The 16,137-nt window shown below is 63.8% G+C and carries 13 protein-coding genes and 1 pseudogene; 7 read left to right on the top strand and 7 right to left on the bottom strand.

The window, feature by feature from the left end:
* Positions 1-60: 60 nt before the first annotated feature.
* The 3 genes and pseudogenes from ACUXVA_RS04250 to ACUXVA_RS04240 all read left to right on the top strand — a co-directional run bounded on the left by ACUXVA_RS04250 (position 61) and on the right by ACUXVA_RS04240 (position 3,596).
* Positions 61-1,059, top strand: a complete 999-nt coding sequence (locus ACUXVA_RS04250; RefSeq protein ID WP_265081447.1) for a Bug family tripartite tricarboxylate transporter substrate binding protein — start codon at positions 61-63, stop codon at positions 1,057-1,059.
* A gap of 105 nt (positions 1,060-1,164) precedes the next feature.
* Positions 1,165-2,347: pseudogene (locus ACUXVA_RS04245) on the top strand (ABC transporter substrate-binding protein).
* A gap of 79 nt (positions 2,348-2,426) precedes the next feature.
* Positions 2,427-3,596 (top strand): muconate/chloromuconate family cycloisomerase, encoded by a 1,170-nt coding sequence (locus ACUXVA_RS04240; protein WP_320109688.1) that lies wholly within the window; start codon positions 2,427-2,429, stop codon positions 3,594-3,596.
* A gap of 184 nt (positions 3,597-3,780) precedes the next feature.
* On the opposite strand, the gene proB is transcribed toward ACUXVA_RS04240, so the two are convergent.
* Together proB and obgE are read right to left on the bottom strand one after the other, a co-directional pair.
* A complete protein-coding gene (proB, locus tag ACUXVA_RS04235) occupies positions 3,781-4,911 on the bottom strand; it encodes a glutamate 5-kinase (protein WP_265081449.1) in 1,131 nt (376 codons plus the stop codon).
* Positions 4,912-4,955: 44 nt separating this feature from the next.
* On the bottom strand, positions 4,956-6,005 hold the full coding sequence (obgE, locus tag ACUXVA_RS04230; protein WP_265081450.1) for a GTPase ObgE: 1,050 nt from the start codon (positions 6,003-6,005) through the stop codon (positions 4,956-4,958).
* 168 nt (positions 6,006-6,173) lie between these two features.
* On the opposite strand from obgE, the gene ACUXVA_RS04225 reads away from it, so the two are divergent.
* Positions 6,174-7,085, top strand: a complete 912-nt coding sequence (locus ACUXVA_RS04225) for a DMT family transporter (RefSeq protein ID WP_265081451.1) — start codon at positions 6,174-6,176, stop codon at positions 7,083-7,085.
* A gap of 94 nt (positions 7,086-7,179) precedes the next feature.
* Here the strand turns inward: ACUXVA_RS04225 and ACUXVA_RS04220 are convergent, their stop codons facing one another.
* The 5 genes from ACUXVA_RS04220 to ACUXVA_RS04200 all read right to left on the bottom strand — a co-directional run bounded on the left by ACUXVA_RS04220 (position 7,180) and on the right by ACUXVA_RS04200 (position 10,102).
* Positions 7,180-7,359, bottom strand: a complete 180-nt coding sequence (locus ACUXVA_RS04220) for a hypothetical protein (RefSeq protein ID WP_265081452.1) — start codon at positions 7,357-7,359, stop codon at positions 7,180-7,182.
* A 177-nt stretch (positions 7,360-7,536) separates the two neighbouring features.
* Positions 7,537-8,127, bottom strand: a complete 591-nt coding sequence (locus tag ACUXVA_RS04215) for a GNAT family N-acetyltransferase (protein WP_445490980.1) — start codon at positions 8,125-8,127, stop codon at positions 7,537-7,539.
* Between the two features lie 133 nt (positions 8,128-8,260).
* Positions 8,261-8,533: a 50S ribosomal protein L27 gene (gene rpmA / locus ACUXVA_RS04210; protein ID WP_265081453.1), complete on the bottom strand. Its 273-nt coding sequence runs from the start codon at positions 8,531-8,533 to the stop codon at positions 8,261-8,263.
* A 103-nt stretch (positions 8,534-8,636) separates the two neighbouring features.
* A complete protein-coding gene (gene rplU, locus ACUXVA_RS04205) occupies positions 8,637-9,029 on the bottom strand; it encodes a 50S ribosomal protein L21 (protein ID WP_445490977.1) in 393 nt (130 codons plus the stop codon).
* A 332-nt stretch (positions 9,030-9,361) separates the two neighbouring features.
* Positions 9,362-10,102, bottom strand: a complete 741-nt coding sequence (locus tag ACUXVA_RS04200) for a TetR/AcrR family transcriptional regulator (RefSeq protein ID WP_265081455.1) — start codon at positions 10,100-10,102, stop codon at positions 9,362-9,364.
* A gap of 29 nt (positions 10,103-10,131) precedes the next feature.
* Between ACUXVA_RS04200 and ACUXVA_RS04195 the strand changes: the two genes are divergently transcribed.
* Genes ACUXVA_RS04195 through ACUXVA_RS04185 form a run of 3 tightly spaced genes read left to right on the top strand, consistent with a single transcriptional unit; the run spans position 10,132 to position 16,094 of the window.
* The gene (locus ACUXVA_RS04195; RefSeq protein WP_445490975.1) at positions 10,132-11,400 is read left to right on the top strand and encodes an efflux RND transporter periplasmic adaptor subunit; all 1,269 of its coding nucleotides are present in this window, start codon (positions 10,132-10,134) and stop codon (positions 11,398-11,400) included.
* Between the two features lie 3 nt (positions 11,401-11,403).
* A complete protein-coding gene (locus tag ACUXVA_RS04190) occupies positions 11,404-14,556 on the top strand; it encodes an efflux RND transporter permease subunit (RefSeq protein WP_445490973.1) in 3,153 nt (1,050 codons plus the stop codon).
* A complete protein-coding gene (locus ACUXVA_RS04185; protein WP_445490971.1) occupies positions 14,553-16,094 on the top strand; it encodes an efflux transporter outer membrane subunit in 1,542 nt (513 codons plus the stop codon). Before ACUXVA_RS04190 ends, ACUXVA_RS04185 begins: the two co-directional genes overlap by 4 nt.
* Positions 16,095-16,137: the final 43 nt, after the last annotated feature.

The following is a 16,137-nucleotide window of genomic DNA, read 5'->3' as shown; positions in this document are numbered from 1 at the left end:
CATTGGATTTGGTGCGGCGTCTGCTTTGCCATCCTCGAGCAAAATCGAACGGGAGGCTTCATGCAGTCACGACGGACCTTTTTGGATCGTGCCGCCATTGTGCTGGCGGCGGTCGGTTGTGTCGCGATCGGTGCAACCGGCGCAGCCGCGCAGCAATATCCCACCAAGCCGATCCAGTTGATCGTCCCCTTTGCGGCCGGGGGCGCCGCTGACATCATCGGACGGACGATTGCCGAGAAGTTGGGCCAGATCTACGGCCAGCAGGTCATTGTCGATAACAGGGCGGGGGCAGGGTCGAACATCGGCATCAACGCCGCCGCCAAGAGCCCGCCGGACGGCTACACGCTGGTGCTGGCGTCGATCGCCGTGGCGGTCAATCCCTGGCTGTTCAAGTCGATGCCGTACGATCCCGCGAAAGACCTGACGCCGCTGACCCTGGCGCTGGAGACACCGAATGTGGTGCTGGTGCCGGCCTCCTCGTCGATCAAGAACATCAAGGACCTGATCGCCTTCGCAAAGGAGAGGGCAAAGACGGGTGGCGCGACCTATGGCTCCGCGGGCATCGGATCCTCTCTGCATCTGGCCGCCGAAATGTTCCGGCAACAGGCCAATGTCGAGCTGACCCATGTGCCCTATCGCGGTTCGTCGCCGGCCCTGACCGACTTGATGTCCGGGCGGATCGACCTGATGTTCGACAATGCCTCGACGGCGCTTCCGCAGGTGCAGGGCGGCAGCGTCCGCGCTATCGCCGTGACCACCAAGGAGCGCATTGCGGCGTTGCCGGACGTGCCGACGATCGCCGAATCCGGCGTGCCGGGCTTCGAGCTTGCCAACTGGTGGGCCATTTTCGGTCCGGGCCATATGCCCCCGGAACTGGCGGAGCGCGTCAGCGCGGATATCCGCAAGATCCTCGCCGACCCGGATGTGCAGAAGCGCTTCGCGGACGTCAGCGGTCGCGTGATCGCGTCGACGCCGCAGGAGCTGGCCGCACACCTGGCGAAGGAGAGCGCCAAGTGGAAGCAGGTGGTCGATGCCGCCGGGATCCGCGGCAGCCAGTAACGGCAACGTCTCCCACCACACGATCGATCACTCAGAAATATCAAGCGAGCGCCAGTCGCGTGAGCGCTCATGGAGAACGATGTGAAGAAGTTGCTTTCAGGTTTCATGGCATCCGTGGTGCTGTTCGCGGCATCGACCGCATCGGCGCAGGAAACCAAGCCGCTCAAGCTCGGCGCAGTGCTCGACATGTCCGGCCTGTTCGCCGACATTACGGGGCCGGGCAGCGAAGCTGCTGCCAAGATGGCTGTCGAGGATTTCGGTGGCGAAGTGCTCGGCCGCAAGGTCCAGATCGTCGTCGCCGACCATCTCAACAAATCGGACCTTGCCGCCAACTTCACCCGGGAAATGATCGACAACCAGGGCGTCGAGGCGATCGTCGACGTGGCGGGCTCGGCCACGGCACTGGCCGCGGCCGAAATGGCCAAGGCGCGCGGCAAGATCATCATGTTCAACGGTCCGGGCGCCGTCCGGCTGACCAACGAGGCCTGCGGTCCGTACATGGTCCACTACACCTACGACACCTACGCGCTGGCCAGCGTCACCGGTCTCGCCACGGTGAAGCGCGGGTTGAACAGCCTGGTTCTTCCTGACGGCGGACTATGCGTTCGGCCAGGAGCTGGAGCGCGACACTTCAAACATCGTCATCAAGGCCGGTGGCAAGGTGCTCGGCAGCGTCAGGCATCCGATCAACACCTCGGACTTCTCCTCGTTCCTGTTGCAGGCGCAGAGTTCGAAGGCCAACGTGATCGGTCTCGCCAATGCCGGCGGCGACACCATCAATGCCATCAAGCAGGCGGCTGAGTTCGGCCTGACGCAGTCCGGTCAGAAGATGTCGCCGCTGCTGGCGTTCATTTCGGACATCGACAGCGTCGGGCTTGAAACCGCGCAGGGCCTGTTGCTTGCCGAAGCGTTCTATTGGGACCTCAACGACGAAACGCGCGCCTTTTCCAAGCGGTTCATGGAGCGCACCAAGCGCGCGCCAACGTCCGCGCAGGCAGGCGTCTACTCGTCGGTGACGACCTATCTCAACGCCGTCAAGAAGGCCGGCACCGTCGAGTCGTCCGCCGTGATGAAGGTCATGAAGGAAACCCCGATCAACGACATGTTCGCCAAGAACGGTCGGATCCGCGAAGATGGCCGCATGGTGCACGACATGTACCTGTTCGAGGTGAAGAAGCCCGCCGAATCGAAGGCGCGCTGGGATGACTACAAGCTGCTCGCGACCGTCTCCGGCGACGACGCGTTCCAGCCGCTCGCAGCTTCGCGCTGCCCGCTGATCAAGAAGTAGTCCGTGAAATGGCGGATCGCCGGCGATAGGGCCGCGATCCACTTCGAGAGCAGCCCAGCATAGCAGGAAGATGCCGATCATGAGCACCCCCGTGGCCATTCGCGTCGAGGCGGTTGAAACCATCCTGGTCGACGTGCCGACGATCCGTCCGCATCGCCTGTCGATGCATACGATGAACAGCCAGACTCTCGTTCTCGTGATGATCCGGTGTTCGGACGGCACGGTGGGGATCGGCGAGGGTACCACCATCGGTGGCCTCAGCTACGGCGAGGAGAGCCCCGAAGGCATCAAGCTGACGGTGGGCACATACATCGCATCCGCGATCATCGGTCAGGACGCGTCGCGCGTCGCCGTGCTGATGAACGAGGTGAAGCGGCGCGTCAAAGGCAATCGTTTCGCCAAATGTGCGGTGGAGACGGCATTGCTCGATGCGCTCGGCAAGCGACTCGGCCTGCCGGTGTCGGAGCTGCTCGGGGGACGGCAGCACGACACCTTGCCTGTGGCCTGGACGCTGGCCAGCGGCGACACCGGGCGCGATATCGAGGAGGCCGAGCAGATGCTCGCCGCGCGCCGGCACAACATTTTCAAGCTGAAGATCGGCCTGCGCTCCGTCGACGATGACGTGGCGCACGTCGCGGCCATCAAGAAGGCGCTGGGCGACCGCGCGAGCGTGCGGGTCGACGTCAACCAGGCGTGGAGCGAGCCGGACGCGCGGCGCGGCATTCCGGCGCTGGAAGCGGCCGGCGTGGACCTCATCGAGCAGCCGCTGTCGCGCGACAATCGCGGCGCCCAGTCCCGCCTCAGCGGTCGGTTCGCCGTGCCGATCATGGCCGACGAGGCCTTGCACGGCACCACCGACGCTTTCGATATTGCCGCGCGCGGGGCGGCCGACGTCTTTGCGCTTAAGATCAACCAGGCCGGAGGTCTCTACGACGCGGTGAAGATGGCGGCGATCGCCGAGGCCGCGGGCATCGGCCTGTACGGCGGCACCATGCTTGAGGGCGGCGTCGGTACTGCAGCGTCAGCGCAGGCGTTTTGCGTGCTGCCGAAACTGGCATGGGGGACCGAGCTGTTCGGTCCGCTGCTCCTGACCGAGGAGATTCTCGCGACGCCGCTGCGTTACGGCGACTTCGTGTTGCAGGTGCCGACGGGCCCCGGCATCGGCGTCGAACTGGACATGGACCGGGTCGCCTTCTTCCGCCGCGATGGCTACACGCCGCGCATTCATCCTTCCCGCTCAACGGCATGAGTTTGAGGCGCGTAAGGAATATTTGAACAGCGCGCCCGGTGCTTCTCGCAAGTTGCGGAATACAGGCCGAGCGCTATAGACCCCGTGACTCGCTGCGTTTGCATCGCGTGTCAGATTGAGCAATTGCGCGTCTTACGTTGCCCGTTTGCGAACAGGCTCCCGGAGCCCACAAGATATTGCCCGGTTAGCCCGGCGCGGCGCCGATCACGAGATCGTCGCGATGGATCATCTCGGCGCGGCCGCTGATGCCTAGGATGATCGCCACGTCGGGCGACGAGTGCCCCTTGATCCGGTCGGCATTGTCGGCGTCGTAGGCGACCAGGCCGCGGCCGATCTCGCCGCCGTCAGGGCCGCGCACCACCACGGCGTCGCCGCGGGAGAACTGGCCGTCGACCCGGATCACGCCGGCCGGCAGCAGGCTCTTGCCGGCGCGCAGGGCTTTGACGGCGCCGGCGTCGATGGTCAACGTGCCCTTCGGCTCCAGCGAGCCCGCGATCCAGCGCTTTCGCGCGGTGACAGGATTCGCGGGGCTCAGGAACCAGGTGCAGAGGCCGCCATCGGCGATCTTCTGCAAGGGATGTTCGACCTTACCGGAGGCGATCACCATGTGGGTGCCTGCAGTGGTGGCGATTTTGGCCGCCTCGATCTTGGTGTACATGCCGCCGCGCGACAGTTCGGATTCGGCCGCGCCGGCCATCGCCTCGATCTCGGCGGTGACGGACTCGACGACGGGAATCAGCTTCGCATCGGGGTTGGCGCCGGGCGGCGCGGTGTAGAGGCCGTCGATATCCGACAGCAGCACCAGCAGATCGGCGGATGCCATGGTGGCAACGCGGGCGGCGAGGCGGTCATTGTCGCCGTAGCGGATTTCGTTGGTAGCGACGGTGTCGTTCTCGTTGATGACAGGCACCGCGCGCCATTCCAGCAGCTTGGCGATGGTCGAGCGTGCATTGAGATAGCGGCGGCGCTCCTCGGTGTCCTGCAGGGTCACCAGGATCTGGCCGGCGCCGATGCCGTGATGGCCCAGCACCTCCGACCAGATTCGTGCCAGTGCGATCTGGCCGACAGCGGCGGCGGCCTGGCTCTCTTCCAGTTTCAGCGCGCCGCGCGGCAGTTTGAGCTTGCTGCGGCCTAACGCGATCGAGCCAGAGGAGACCACGAGGACGTCGCGGCCATCGGCATGAAGCCTGGCGATATCGGCGGCCAGCGCCGTCAGCCACGCCGCCTTCACCTCGCCTTTGCCTGAATCGATCAGCAGCGACGAGCCGACCTTGATGACGATGCGGCGGAAGTTTTTCAGTTCAGGAAGCGACATATCGGAGCTTTGGCGAAAAGGAAGCGATCAGGCGGCGACGCGGCTCAGGTGGTCAGCGGCGCCCATGGCGCCGCAGCCCCTGCGGCCTTGGCCTTATCCGATACCGGCGCCTCGCCGATCTCAGCGACCAGCGCGCGCAGCGCATCCTTGACGCCTTCGCCCGTGGCGCCGGAGATCAGCAGCGGCGTCTTCTTCGAGGCGCGCTTCAGCCGGTCCTTCTGCTGCTTCAACTGCTCGGGCGTCACCGCGTCAATCTTGTTGAGCGCGACGATCTCCACCTTGTTGGCGAGATCACCCTCATAGGCGTCGAGTTCGGTGCGCACGGTCTTGTAGGCCTTGCCGGCATGCTCGCAGGTGGCGTCGATCAGATGCAGCAGCACACGGCAGCGTTCCACGTGGCCGAGGAATCGGTCGCCGAGGCCGGCGCCTTCATGGGCGCCCTCGATCAGGCCAGGAATGTCGGCGAGCACGAATTCGCGGCCGTCGACGTCGACCACGCCGAGCTGCGGATGCAGGGTGGTGAACGGATAGTCGGCGATCTTCGGCTTGGCGGCGGAGACCACCGACAGGAAGGTAGACTTGCCGGCATTGGGCAGGCCGACCAGGCCGGCATCGGCGATCAGCTTCAGCCGCAGCCAGATCCAGCGCTCTTCGCCGACCTGTCCGGGATTGGCGTTGCGCGGTGCGCGGTTGGTCGACGACTTGAAGTGGGCGTTGCCGAAACCGCCATTGCCGCCTTCGGCCAGCACGAAGATCTCGCCGAGCTTGGTGAAGTCGTGCAGCAGGGTCTCGCGATCCTCGTCGAAGATCTGGGTCCCGACCGGTACTTTCAGCGTGACCGGCTTGCCGTTGGCACCGTGGCGGTCCTTGCCCATGCCGTTGGTGCCCTTGGGGGCCTTGAAGTGCTGCTGGTAACGATAGTCGATCAGCGTGTTGAGGCCGTCGACGACCTCGACGATCACGTCGCCGCCGCGCCCGCCATTGCCGCCCGAGGGGCCGCCGAACTCAATATACTTCTCGCGGCGAAACGCCACGCAACCGTTGCCGCCGTCGCCGGAGCGAATATAAACCTTGGCTTCATCGAGAAATTTCATGTCGTATCCGTATCGCAGGGGGGTGGTTGCGGCAACCTTTGATGCGTGGCTGCTCGCGAAAAAGCCTGCATTTTCGGGCCTTGCTGCGGCTTCCGGCGCGTCGTAGACGACACACAGCGCATTAACCAAGCCGCTCATCCCGGGCGTTCTGTACAGGCTCATCTAGGCATGTTTGCGACCATTTCGACCGCCGCCGACAACCGTGTTGCCCGTCTCGCCGGCATCGGCCTGATGCTGGCGGGCATCTGCCTGTTCGCGTTCGGCGACGCTATCGGCAAACTGCTGGTGACGACCTATTCGGTCGGCCAGCTGTTGCTGCTGCGCGCCGGTGCCGCGCTTCTGGTGCTGGCGCCGTCGATCTGGCGTCATCGCAGGGAATTCCTGCGGCTGGAGCGGCCGTGGTTGCAGCTGTTGCGCATGGTGCTGTCCACCGTCGACGTCGCCGCTTTCTTCTGCGCCACCGCGTACCTGCCGCTGGCCGACGTCATCACCTACTACCTCGCGGTGCCGATCTTCGTCACTGCTGGCTCGGCGATCTTTCTCGGCGAGCCGGTCGGTTGGCGACGCTGGAGCGCGGTGGCCGTGGGCTTTTGCGGCGTGCTGGTGGCATTGCAGCCGTCCGCCAGCAGCTTCACCTGGCCGGCGCTGATCGCATTGTGCGGCAGTGCGTCGTTCGCAACCCTGATGCTGATGACCCGCAGCCTGCGCGCCGCACCGGACGTGGTGCTGGCCTCGACGCAGTTCATCGGCTCGCTCAGCTTCGGCGCAGTGATGGCGCCGATCGGCTGGATCGCGCCCACGGCGGCGGATTACGCCCTGTTTCTGCTCGGCGGGGTCACGTCGGTGTCGGCGCTGTTGTGCGTCAATCGCTCGCTGAAGCTGGCGCCGGCCAGTGTGGTGGTGCCCTATCAGTACACCATGATCATCTGGGCCGTGCTGTTCGGCTATGCCGTGTTCGGCGACCTGCCGTCGGTGGCGACGCTGGCAGGCGCAGCGATCATCGTCGCCGCCGGGCTGTACATCTTCCTGCGCGAACGCAAGCTCGGGCACGTGCCGGATGTGAGTCCGCCGGTGGTGTGAACCGGCGTCCCGGCACCGCTCGTAGCCGCGACAGGGACGTGGCGAAGCCCGCATGGCGGCGCGCAGATGGCGCGCTGCGACCTCCGCGAATTCCCTATTTGAAGGAAAGGTCCAGGCCGGAGGTCGCGAATCGCGCGGCCAGCCGCTGCTCGCGTTCTTTCCTGTCGTCGGCCAGCAGGCCTTTTTCGTATCGCTCGAAGCGATCCAGCTCTTGCTGGATAGAATCCAGGAAGTCGCGGCTTCTGGCCGTCGACTGCGTCATCTGATCCGGCATCTCGGTCTCCCCCGTTACAGCTTGGGTCTATCGGGCGGTTGCGAGGCCGGATAGCCGGACTTGTACGGAGTATGGAGAGAACCGGAAGATTTGGTAAGCGATCAGCTAACGGTCGCCGGCAGCGCGCGCACCGGTGCTGCTGTGCTCCTCCCGTGGGGAGAGGCACGCAGCGGTCGCCTACCTTCGGGTCGCGTCGCCCCAGTGTTTCAGCGACGACCACACGGTGCGGTTCAGGCGGAAGCAGTCGACCGGGGTCGACGAGCCCAGCGCCTCGAAGCGGTGCAACTGCACGCCGCTCCACTGGAAGCCGCACTTTTCCAGGATATTGCGCGACGCCGGATTGGCGACGCGTGCGCCCGACATGAGATGATCGACGCTGAATTCTTCGAATGTGTAGTCGATCACCGCGCGGGCCGCCTCGGTGGCATAGCCCCGGCCCCAGTGCTCGACGCCGAGCCAGTAGCCGAGCTCCGGCGATTCCGCGTCGCGCCAGTCGACGCCGACCATGCCGACCGGCTGATGGTCGCGCTCGATCACGAATACGGTTTCGCCGCCGGCATCAGCCAGCGTGCTGACGAAGGCCGCGGCATCGTCTTCCAGATAGGGGTGCGGCAGCCGGCGGGTCATTTCGGCGATGCGCCGGTCATTGGCCAGGCGCGCAATGGCTTTTACGTCCGCGAGCGTCGGCCTGCGTAAGCTCAGCCGTTCGGTCTCGAGGACGCAAGCTCTGGTCTCTTGCCGTGTCGGGGTTGGGATATCCTGCAGCATCTCGGGCTCCTGCGTGCGCCCCGAAGCAGCGCACCATAGAAAAGGGGAGGCCGGTTTCCCGCCTCCCCTGGAGCCCACTTTTGGCGCTCCGCCGGTTCAACAGGACCCGGCGGACTCCAATGTGTCCACCGTACTACTCGGCCGCGGCTTCGAGAATCGGGAGTACCGATACGAATGTGCGGCCGTTGCGTTTGGCGCGAAACTCGACGTGACCTTCGACCTTCGCAAACAGCGTATGATCGGTGCCCATGCCAACATTAAGGCCGGGGTGCCAGGTGGTGCCGCGCTGACGCGCAATGATATTGCCGGGAATCACGCGCTCGCCGCCATACATCTTGATTCCGAGGCGTTTGCCTGCCGAATCACGACCGTTTCGCGATGAACCGCCTGCTTTTTTGTGAGCCATGGCCCGTCTCCAATCTCGATAAATTCCAGATCACGTCCCTGCGGGAATGATCTCAATTCCGATCAAATTTTCGCGGCGCGCGTGGCGCCACATGCGATGTCGTTTAAGCGGCGTCTTCAGCGTCGACGGGAGCGGCCGGAACGGCCTTCTCGCGCTTCGGACGCGGTCCGACTGTCGGCTTCTTGCCATCGGCAAGGATCTCGGTGATGCGCAGCACCGTGATCTCGTCGCGGTAACCGCGCTTGCGGCGCGAATTCTTGCGGCGGCGCTTCTTGAACGAGATGATCTTGGGGCCGCGCTTGTGCGACAGCACCTCGGCCGCCACGGTGGCGCCCTCGACCATCGGAAGTCCGAGCACCGGCGTATCGCCGCCGAGCACCAGAACCTGGCCAAGCTGGATGATCGTTCCGACTTCGCCTTCGATCTTGCCTACTTCGAGCACATCTTCAGGGACGACGCGGTACTGCCGCCCGCCGGTCTTGATGACTGCGAACATCGTTATATTCCTTCGTTTTCGATCCAACCTCGATGGGTCGGCTTTTTGTTGTTCTTGATACGGGCGTCGCCGGATCCATGGGGATTTCGGCGAATTTCTGCGGAAGAGCGGACGTTGCCACCAACGCGCAAAAACAATCGGCGCGAGGAAAAACCTGCGCCGGATGCGGGACTTATAGTCTGCCAAGTCCGCGAGTCAAGGAAAAGGTCCCGAAAAATGCTCCATTCAGGCAGGATTTAGCGCCTTCCGTGCGGTTCGGACGGCGCATTTGCTGCCATTGTCCGGGGGCTTCTGTCGCCGATCGCGCCGTGTTTTGTCCGGATTCGGTCCGTCTACCGGGGTTTCACGCCGTTCAGGAATATCGAAATACATGTCTGGATGTGGGGCCGGCGCTTCGGGTTCAACGAACCCGTCGAGATTTCGCCAGATTTCAGAACGAGCGCACCGAATATCATGTCCATCAGGATGCGCGCCCCGCTTTCCGCATCATCGAACTGGATCAGCCCGCGATCTCGCTGACGGGTGAGCCATTTTGCCAGTTCAGCGCGCGACCTGTCTGCGCCGTATAGCCAGAGGATCTCTGCGAGTTCCGGATACTGTTGGGCTTCCAGCATGACCAGCCTCAGTAGCGCCATGCGCTCCGCGTCGAGTTTCGGGTCGATGTCGATCTGGAAGATCTGTTGCAACGCCTGCTCAAGCGGCAGCGCATCGTAATCGCCTGGCAGTGCCAGCATGCTGTGCCGATGCGCATCGACCACCGCCGCAAACAATGCGGACTTACCGGGAAACAGCCGATACAGCGTCTGCTTCGATATATTGCAGCGCGCGGCGACATCGTCGGTGGTGGTACGACCATATCCTTTTTCGATGAAGAGCTGGCGTGCACCTTCCACGATCAGCAGGCGCTGCGACTCGTCCGAGACGAGCTTCGGGCGCCCGCGGCTGCGAAGCCGGGCCTCAGGTGCGATCGTTTTGTCCTTTGTGACCATATTTTGTTTTTTAAAAGTGCTGGATACGGGCTGAAACAGTTCGTCGGTTGACGCAGGCGATTGCCCCGAATAACGGTACTGCATCGTACTGTAATCACAAGGTGCAAATTCGCATGACCGCCAACCACCACTTTTCGATCGGCGGTCCGAGAGTGAGCGTCCCGATGGCCTGCGCCCTAGTACTGCTGCTTGCCGGCTGCGGCAAGCAGCCGGACATGGCGTCCAAGATGGGCGGCGCCCCGCCGAAACCCGAAGTCAGCGTGGTAACGCTGCATCCGCAATCCATCGCGATCACCACAGAGCTGCCAGGCCGGACAACCGCATCGCTCACCGCAGAAGTTCGTCCGCAGGTCAACGGCCTCATCAAGACCAGAAAGTTCAAGGAGGGCGGTGAGGTTACTGCCGGCGACAGCCTGTATCAAATTGATCCGGCGAGCTATCAGGCCTCCTATGACAGCGCCGTCGCCGCGAAACAAAAGGCCGACGCAGCGGTTCCGAACGCGGAGGCAAAGGTCGAGCGTTACGGCACGTTGATCAAGCAGAACGCCGTCAGCAAACAAGATTATGACGACGCCGTCGCCACGCTCGCGCAGGCGAAGGCCGACGTGGCGTCGAACCAAGCCGCCGTCGAAACTGCGCGGATCAACCTCGCTTACACTAACATCACCGCCCCGATCAGCGGGCGCATCGACAAGTCGTCGCTGACGCCAGGAGCGCTGGTGACTGCGAGCCAGACCACGGCCCTGACGACGATCCGCACGATCGATCCGATCAACGTCGATGTCACCGAATCCAGTACCAACCTGCTGAACTGGCGCCGCGCCGTAAGCGAGGGGCGGATCAAGGTTGCCGGCACCGATGTCAGCGTCAAGCTGAAGCTCGACAACGGCACGATCTACAATCACGACGGGAAGCTGGAATTCGTCGAATCCAACGTCAGCGAAACCACCGGGACGTTTACGTTACGCGCCGTGTTTCCCAATCCCGACAGGCTGTTGCTGCCGGGCATGTACGTGCGCGCGATCGTCGAGCAGGGCATCGCCCAGGACAGCTTTGCGGTTCCGCAACGCGGTGTGACGCGGAACAGCAAGGGCGAGGCGACCGGCATGTTCGTCACAGCCGACGGCAAGGTCGAGCAGCGCGTCCTGACGGTCAGCCGGAATGTCGGCAATAATTGGCTCGCCACCGGAATCAAGGATGGCGACCGCATCGTTGTCGAAGGAACGCAGCCGATCAAGCCGGGCGACGACGTTACGGCCGTGGAAGTCACCATCGATCCGACCAGCGGTGAAGTCAGAGGCCGCAAGCAGGGCGCGCTGGCGCCGTCTGCGGCGACCCGCTTTGCCGAGGATGCCCGCTCACTTGCGGCGGCGAAGGATTGATCGATGTCACGCTTCTTCATTGACCGCCCGATCTTCGCCTGGGTGATCGCGATCTCGGTCATGCTCGGCGGCATTCTTGCGCTGCAGAGCCTTTCGATCGCGCAATATCCGCAGATTGCGCCGACCACGGTCAAGATCAGTGCCACCTACGCCGGCGCCAACGCCGAGACGGTCGAGAATTCGGTGACCAAGGTCATCGAGCAGGGCATGACGGGAATCGATAATCTCGACTACATGACCTCGACGTCCACCTCGACCGGCGCCGCCACGATCACGATCACCTTCAAGAGCGGCACGAACGGTGACACAGCACAGGTTCAGGTGCAGAACAAGCTGCAGCTTGTGACGGCGCTGCTGCCAACGATCGTTCAGACCTCGGGACTGTCAGTCACCAAGTCTGCCACCGGCTTCCTGATGGTGATCGCCTTCGCCTCTTCCGACGGCAAACTGTCCTCGATAGACCTCGCCGACTACATCAACAGCACGATGAACGACACGATCAAGCGCATCGACGGTGTCGGCGAGACCCAGCTTTTCGCTTCGGGCTATTCGATGCGGATCTGGCTGGATCCCGACAAGCTGGCGAAATATGCGCTGATGCCGGGCGACATTGCCAGCGCGATCGAAGCGCAAAACACCCAGGTCTCCGCAGGGCAGCTCGGCAGCCTTCCGGCGCGCAGTGGCCAGCAACTCAACGCGAGCATCACCGCCCGCAGCCGGCTGCAAACCCCCGAACAGTTCCGCAACATCATTCTGAAGAGCGAAACCAGCGGCTCGCTTGTGCGGCTCAACGACGTTGCTACCGTCGAACTGGGCGCGGAAAGCTACACCACCAGCGCGACCTACAACGGCAAGAACGCCGCCGGCCTGGCAATCACACTGGCGACCGGCGCCAATGCCATCTCCACCGCACAGGCAGTGCAGACGACCATTGCCCGCCTTTCAAGCACATTTCCGCAGGGGGTGGAGGTGTTCTATCCCTATGACACCACGCCGTTCGTGCGGCTGTCGATCGAGGATGTCGTCAAGACCCTGATCGAGGCGATCATACTGGTCTTCATCGTGATGTTCGTGTTCCTGCAGAACATCCGCGCCACCATCATCCCGACGCTGGCGGTGCCGGTGGTGCTGCTCGGCACCTTCGGCGTGCTGGCGATCTTCGGATATTCAATCAATACGCTAACGATGTTCGCCATGGTGCTGGCGATCGGCCTGCTGGTCGACGACGCAATTGTCGTCGTCGAGAATGTTGAGCGCGTGATGAAGGAGGAGGGGCTTTCGCCGAAGGAGGCCACCCGCAAATCCATGGACGAGATCACCGGTGCTCTGGTCGGCATCGCCACTGTGCTATCGGCGGTGTTCCTGCCGATGGCTTTCTTCGGCGGCGCTGTCGGCGTGATCTACCGGCAGTTCTCGGTGACCATCGTGTCCGCGATGGTCCTTTCAGTGATAGTCGCCATCATCTTCACACCGGCGCTGTGCGCAACGCTGCTGAGGCCGCCGACCGATCATGCCGACAAGAAGGGCTTCTTCGGATGGTTCAACCGTTCTTTCGATCGCGGTTCGCATGCCTACCGCAGCGGCGCACAGGGCATGATCGGACGATCGACCCGCTTCCTGCTCGTCTTTCTGGCGATGGTGATCGTGACCGGCGTGATGTTCGTGCGGCTGCCGGGCTCGTTTCTGCCGCAGGAGGACCAGGGTATCCTCATCACGGCCGTACAGCTTCCCGTCGGCGCAACGCAGGATCGCACCCAGCGGGTGCTGCAGCAGGTGACCGACTTCTATCTTACTCAGGAGAAGGACACCGTGCAGGGCGTCTTCGCCTCCGCGGGCTTCGGATTCGGCGGCGCTGGGCAGAACGTCGGAATTGCGTTCGTTCAGTTGAAGCCATTCGCTGAGCGCAAGACCGCGGCATCGAATGCCCAGGCCGTCGCGGGTCGCGCCATGGGGACCTTCTCGACGATCAAGGACGGCAGGATATTCGTGCTGGCGCCGCCCGCGATCCAGGGCATGGGCAATTCGAACGGCTTTGATTTCTATCTGCAGGACATCAACGGCACCGGCCACGACGCGCTGATCGCGGTCCGAAACCAGTTGCTGGGCGCGGCGGCCCAAAGCAAATCCGTCGTCAATACCCGTCCCAACGGCCAGGAGGACGAGCCGCAATATTCCGTCGATATCGATCAGGAAAAGGCCAGCGCTCTCGGTCTCACTCTGTCGGATATCAACACCACGCTGTCGACGGCGTGGGGGAGCGACTACGTCAACGACTTCATCGATCGCGGCCGTGTCAAGAAGGTGTACCTGCAGGGCGAGAGTAATTTCCGCATGCAGCCCGACGACATCGGTCGCTGGTTTGTGCGCAATTCGTCGGGCGTCATGGTGCCGTTCTCGGCCTTTGCCAGCGGCCACTGGACCTTCGGTTCGCCGCGTCTTGAGCGTTACAATGGCTCGGCCGCCGTCGAGATCCAGGGCGAGTCCGCGCCCAACGTCAGTTCCAGCGCCGGCATGGACGAGATCGACAATCTCGTGGCAAAACTTCCGCCCGGATACGGTCATGAATGGACCGGACTATCTGCCCAAGAGCGGCTTTCCAGCAACCAGGCGCTATCGCTTTATTCGATCTCGCTGGTGGTCGTGTTCCTCTGTCTCGCGGCGCTCTATGAGAGCTGGTCGATCCCGCTCGCGGTATTGCTCGTGGTGCCGATCGGCATCTTCGGCGCGCTGCTCGCGGCCTATCTGTTCGGGCAGACCAACGACGTCTATTTCAAGGTCGGGCTGCTGACGACCATCGGCCTGTCGGCGAAGAACGCGATCCTGATCGTTGAATTCGCGATCGAACGGGAGGCGGCCGGAATCGGTCTGATCCAGGCAACCCTCGACGCGGCCCGCCAGCGGCTGCGGCCCATCATCATGACGTCGTTTGCCTTCATCCTCGGCGTCACGCCTTTGGCGATCGCCTCCGGCGCGGGCTCCGGCGCGCAGAATTCGATCGGTATCGGCGTGATGGGCGGCATGATCGCCGCGACCCTGCTCGGTATCTTTTTCGTGCCGCTCCTGTTCGTCGCGGTCCGCCGCCTGTTCAAGCGCAAGCAACCAGCAGACAAAGCAACTGCCGAGGTCAAACCGGCATCACCCTCGGTACCCACATGATCAAGCGATTCGCGTTGCCGTACCGGGCCCGCCGCTCCCGTATGTCGCGGCTCATTGCGCTGCTGATGTCCGGCGCGATGCTGTCCGGCTGCGCCGTCGGGCCGGACTATTTCGGTACACCGATCACGCTACCGACAGGCTGGGGCAATGCCAAGGCGGCATCGCCAAAGCAGGTCACGCTGGCGCACTGGTGGAACCGGCTGGGCGATCAGACTCTCAACGCCCTGATCGAGGAGGCGGTGCAGAACAATATCGACGTCGCAAGCGCCAAAGCGCGGATTCGCGAAGCGCGTGCGACCCGGCGCCAGGCGATCGGCGCGCTGCTGCCGTTGGTCGACGGTTCAGGCTCCGCCACCTACAATCGGTCGGCGTCGAGCACCAGCGGCGGCATAGCGACCGCACCGTTCACGTATAACCAGTTCCAGTCGGGCTTCGATTCGAGCTGGGAACTGGATCTGTTCGGCGCCAATCGTCGCGCGGTCGAGTCCGCCACCTATGGAGTGGATGCGGCAGAGGACGATCTGCGCTCGACGCTGCTGACGCTGGTGGGTGATGTCGCGTCGAACTACGCCGAGATGCGCGGCTACCAGGCCCGCATCGCGCTGGCGCGCCGCACCGCGGCCTCGCAGCGGCAGACGGCGCAACTGACCCAGCAGAAATTCGACGCCGGCTCGGCCTCCGCGGTGGATGCCGCCAAGGCTGCAGGCCTCGCCGCGACCACGGAATCCAACATTCCCACCTACGAAGTCAGTTATGCCGAGGCTGTGCATCGCATCGGAGTGTTGCTCGGCCGCGAGCCGACCGCCCTGGCGCAGTCGCTGCGCTCCGTCGTCCGGATTCCGGCGCCGCGGCTGCCATTGCCGACCGGTATTCCTGCGGATGTGCTGGTGCAGCGGCCCGACGTGCGCAAGGCCGAACGCCAATACGCACAATACACCGCGAAGGTCGGTCAGGCCGAGGCCGCGCTTTATCCCAGCGTCAGCCTCACCGGCTCGGTTTCGACCACCGGGCTGAACGTCGGCGATATCGGCAAGGCATCCTCGATCGGCTGGTCGATCGGCCCGAGCATCAGCGTGCCGATCTTCAATGGCGGCAAGCTGCGCGCGGCGGTCGATATCGCCGGTGCGCAACGCGATCAATACTATCTCGCATGGCGCGCCTCGGTGCTGACGGCACTCGAAGATGTGGAGAACGCGCTCGTCTCGCTGGCCCAGGAGCGCATCAAGATCAAGCGGCTGGCCGAGGCCTCGCGCCGCTACGGCGAGGCTGCACGGCTGTCCCGCGCGCTTTATACGTCTGGCTCGACGAGTTTTCTGGAAGCGCTGGACGCGGAGCGCTCGGCCTACACCGCCGACGACAACCTGATCGTCAGCCGCGTCGCCATCGCGACGTCCTACATTGCTCTCGCCAAGGCGCTCGGCGGCGGCTGGGACGGCGGCATCGACAGTTCGATGCCGGCGGTGATCGACGTCAATACCGGTCCGCATATCGTGGCCGGCGAGAGTGCCGAGGTCATCCAGCCGCTTCTGACCCCCTAGAAGCCGCCGGGCTGCGCCGGCTCCCGCCACCTGGGCTGCCGCG

Source organism: Rhodopseudomonas sp. RCAM05734, from assembly GCF_052658035.1.
The sequence above is the reverse complement of the archived record's forward strand: the minus strand, read 5'-3'. Positions and strand labels throughout refer to the sequence as shown.

Excerpts from the sequence above, each read along its gene's own strand:
- rplU (WP_445490977.1), bottom strand. The coding sequence starts at position 9,029 with ATGTTCGCAGTCATCAAGACCGGCGGGCGGCAGTACCGCGTCGTCCCT.
- ACUXVA_RS04220 (WP_265081452.1), bottom strand. The coding sequence starts at position 7,359 with ATGCCGGATCAGATGACGCAGTCGACGGCCAGAAGCCGCGACTTCCTG.
- ACUXVA_RS04225 (WP_265081451.1), top strand. The coding sequence starts at position 6,174 with ATGTTTGCGACCATTTCGACCGCCGCCGACAACCGTGTTGCCCGTCTC.
- ACUXVA_RS04190 (WP_445490973.1), top strand. The coding sequence starts at position 11,404 with ATGTCACGCTTCTTCATTGACCGCCCGATCTTCGCCTGGGTGATCGCG.
- proB (WP_265081449.1), bottom strand. The coding sequence starts at position 4,911 with ATGTCGCTTCCTGAACTGAAAAACTTCCGCCGCATCGTCATCAAGGTC.
- ACUXVA_RS04185 (WP_445490971.1), top strand. The coding sequence starts at position 14,553 with ATGATCAAGCGATTCGCGTTGCCGTACCGGGCCCGCCGCTCCCGTATG.
- obgE (WP_265081450.1), bottom strand. The coding sequence starts at position 6,005 with ATGAAATTTCTCGATGAAGCCAAGGTTTATATTCGCTCCGGCGACGGC.
- ACUXVA_RS04200 (WP_265081455.1), bottom strand. The coding sequence starts at position 10,102 with ATGCAGTACCGTTATTCGGGGCAATCGCCTGCGTCAACCGACGAACTG.
- ACUXVA_RS04240 (WP_320109688.1), top strand. The coding sequence starts at position 2,427 with ATGAGCACCCCCGTGGCCATTCGCGTCGAGGCGGTTGAAACCATCCTG.
- ACUXVA_RS04195 (WP_445490975.1), top strand. The coding sequence starts at position 10,132 with ATGACCGCCAACCACCACTTTTCGATCGGCGGTCCGAGAGTGAGCGTC.
- rpmA (WP_265081453.1), bottom strand. The coding sequence starts at position 8,533 with ATGGCTCACAAAAAAGCAGGCGGTTCATCGCGAAACGGTCGTGATTCG.
- ACUXVA_RS04250 (WP_265081447.1), top strand. The coding sequence starts at position 61 with ATGCAGTCACGACGGACCTTTTTGGATCGTGCCGCCATTGTGCTGGCG.
- ACUXVA_RS04215 (WP_445490980.1), bottom strand. The coding sequence starts at position 8,127 with ATGCTGCAGGATATCCCAACCCCGACACGGCAAGAGACCAGAGCTTGC.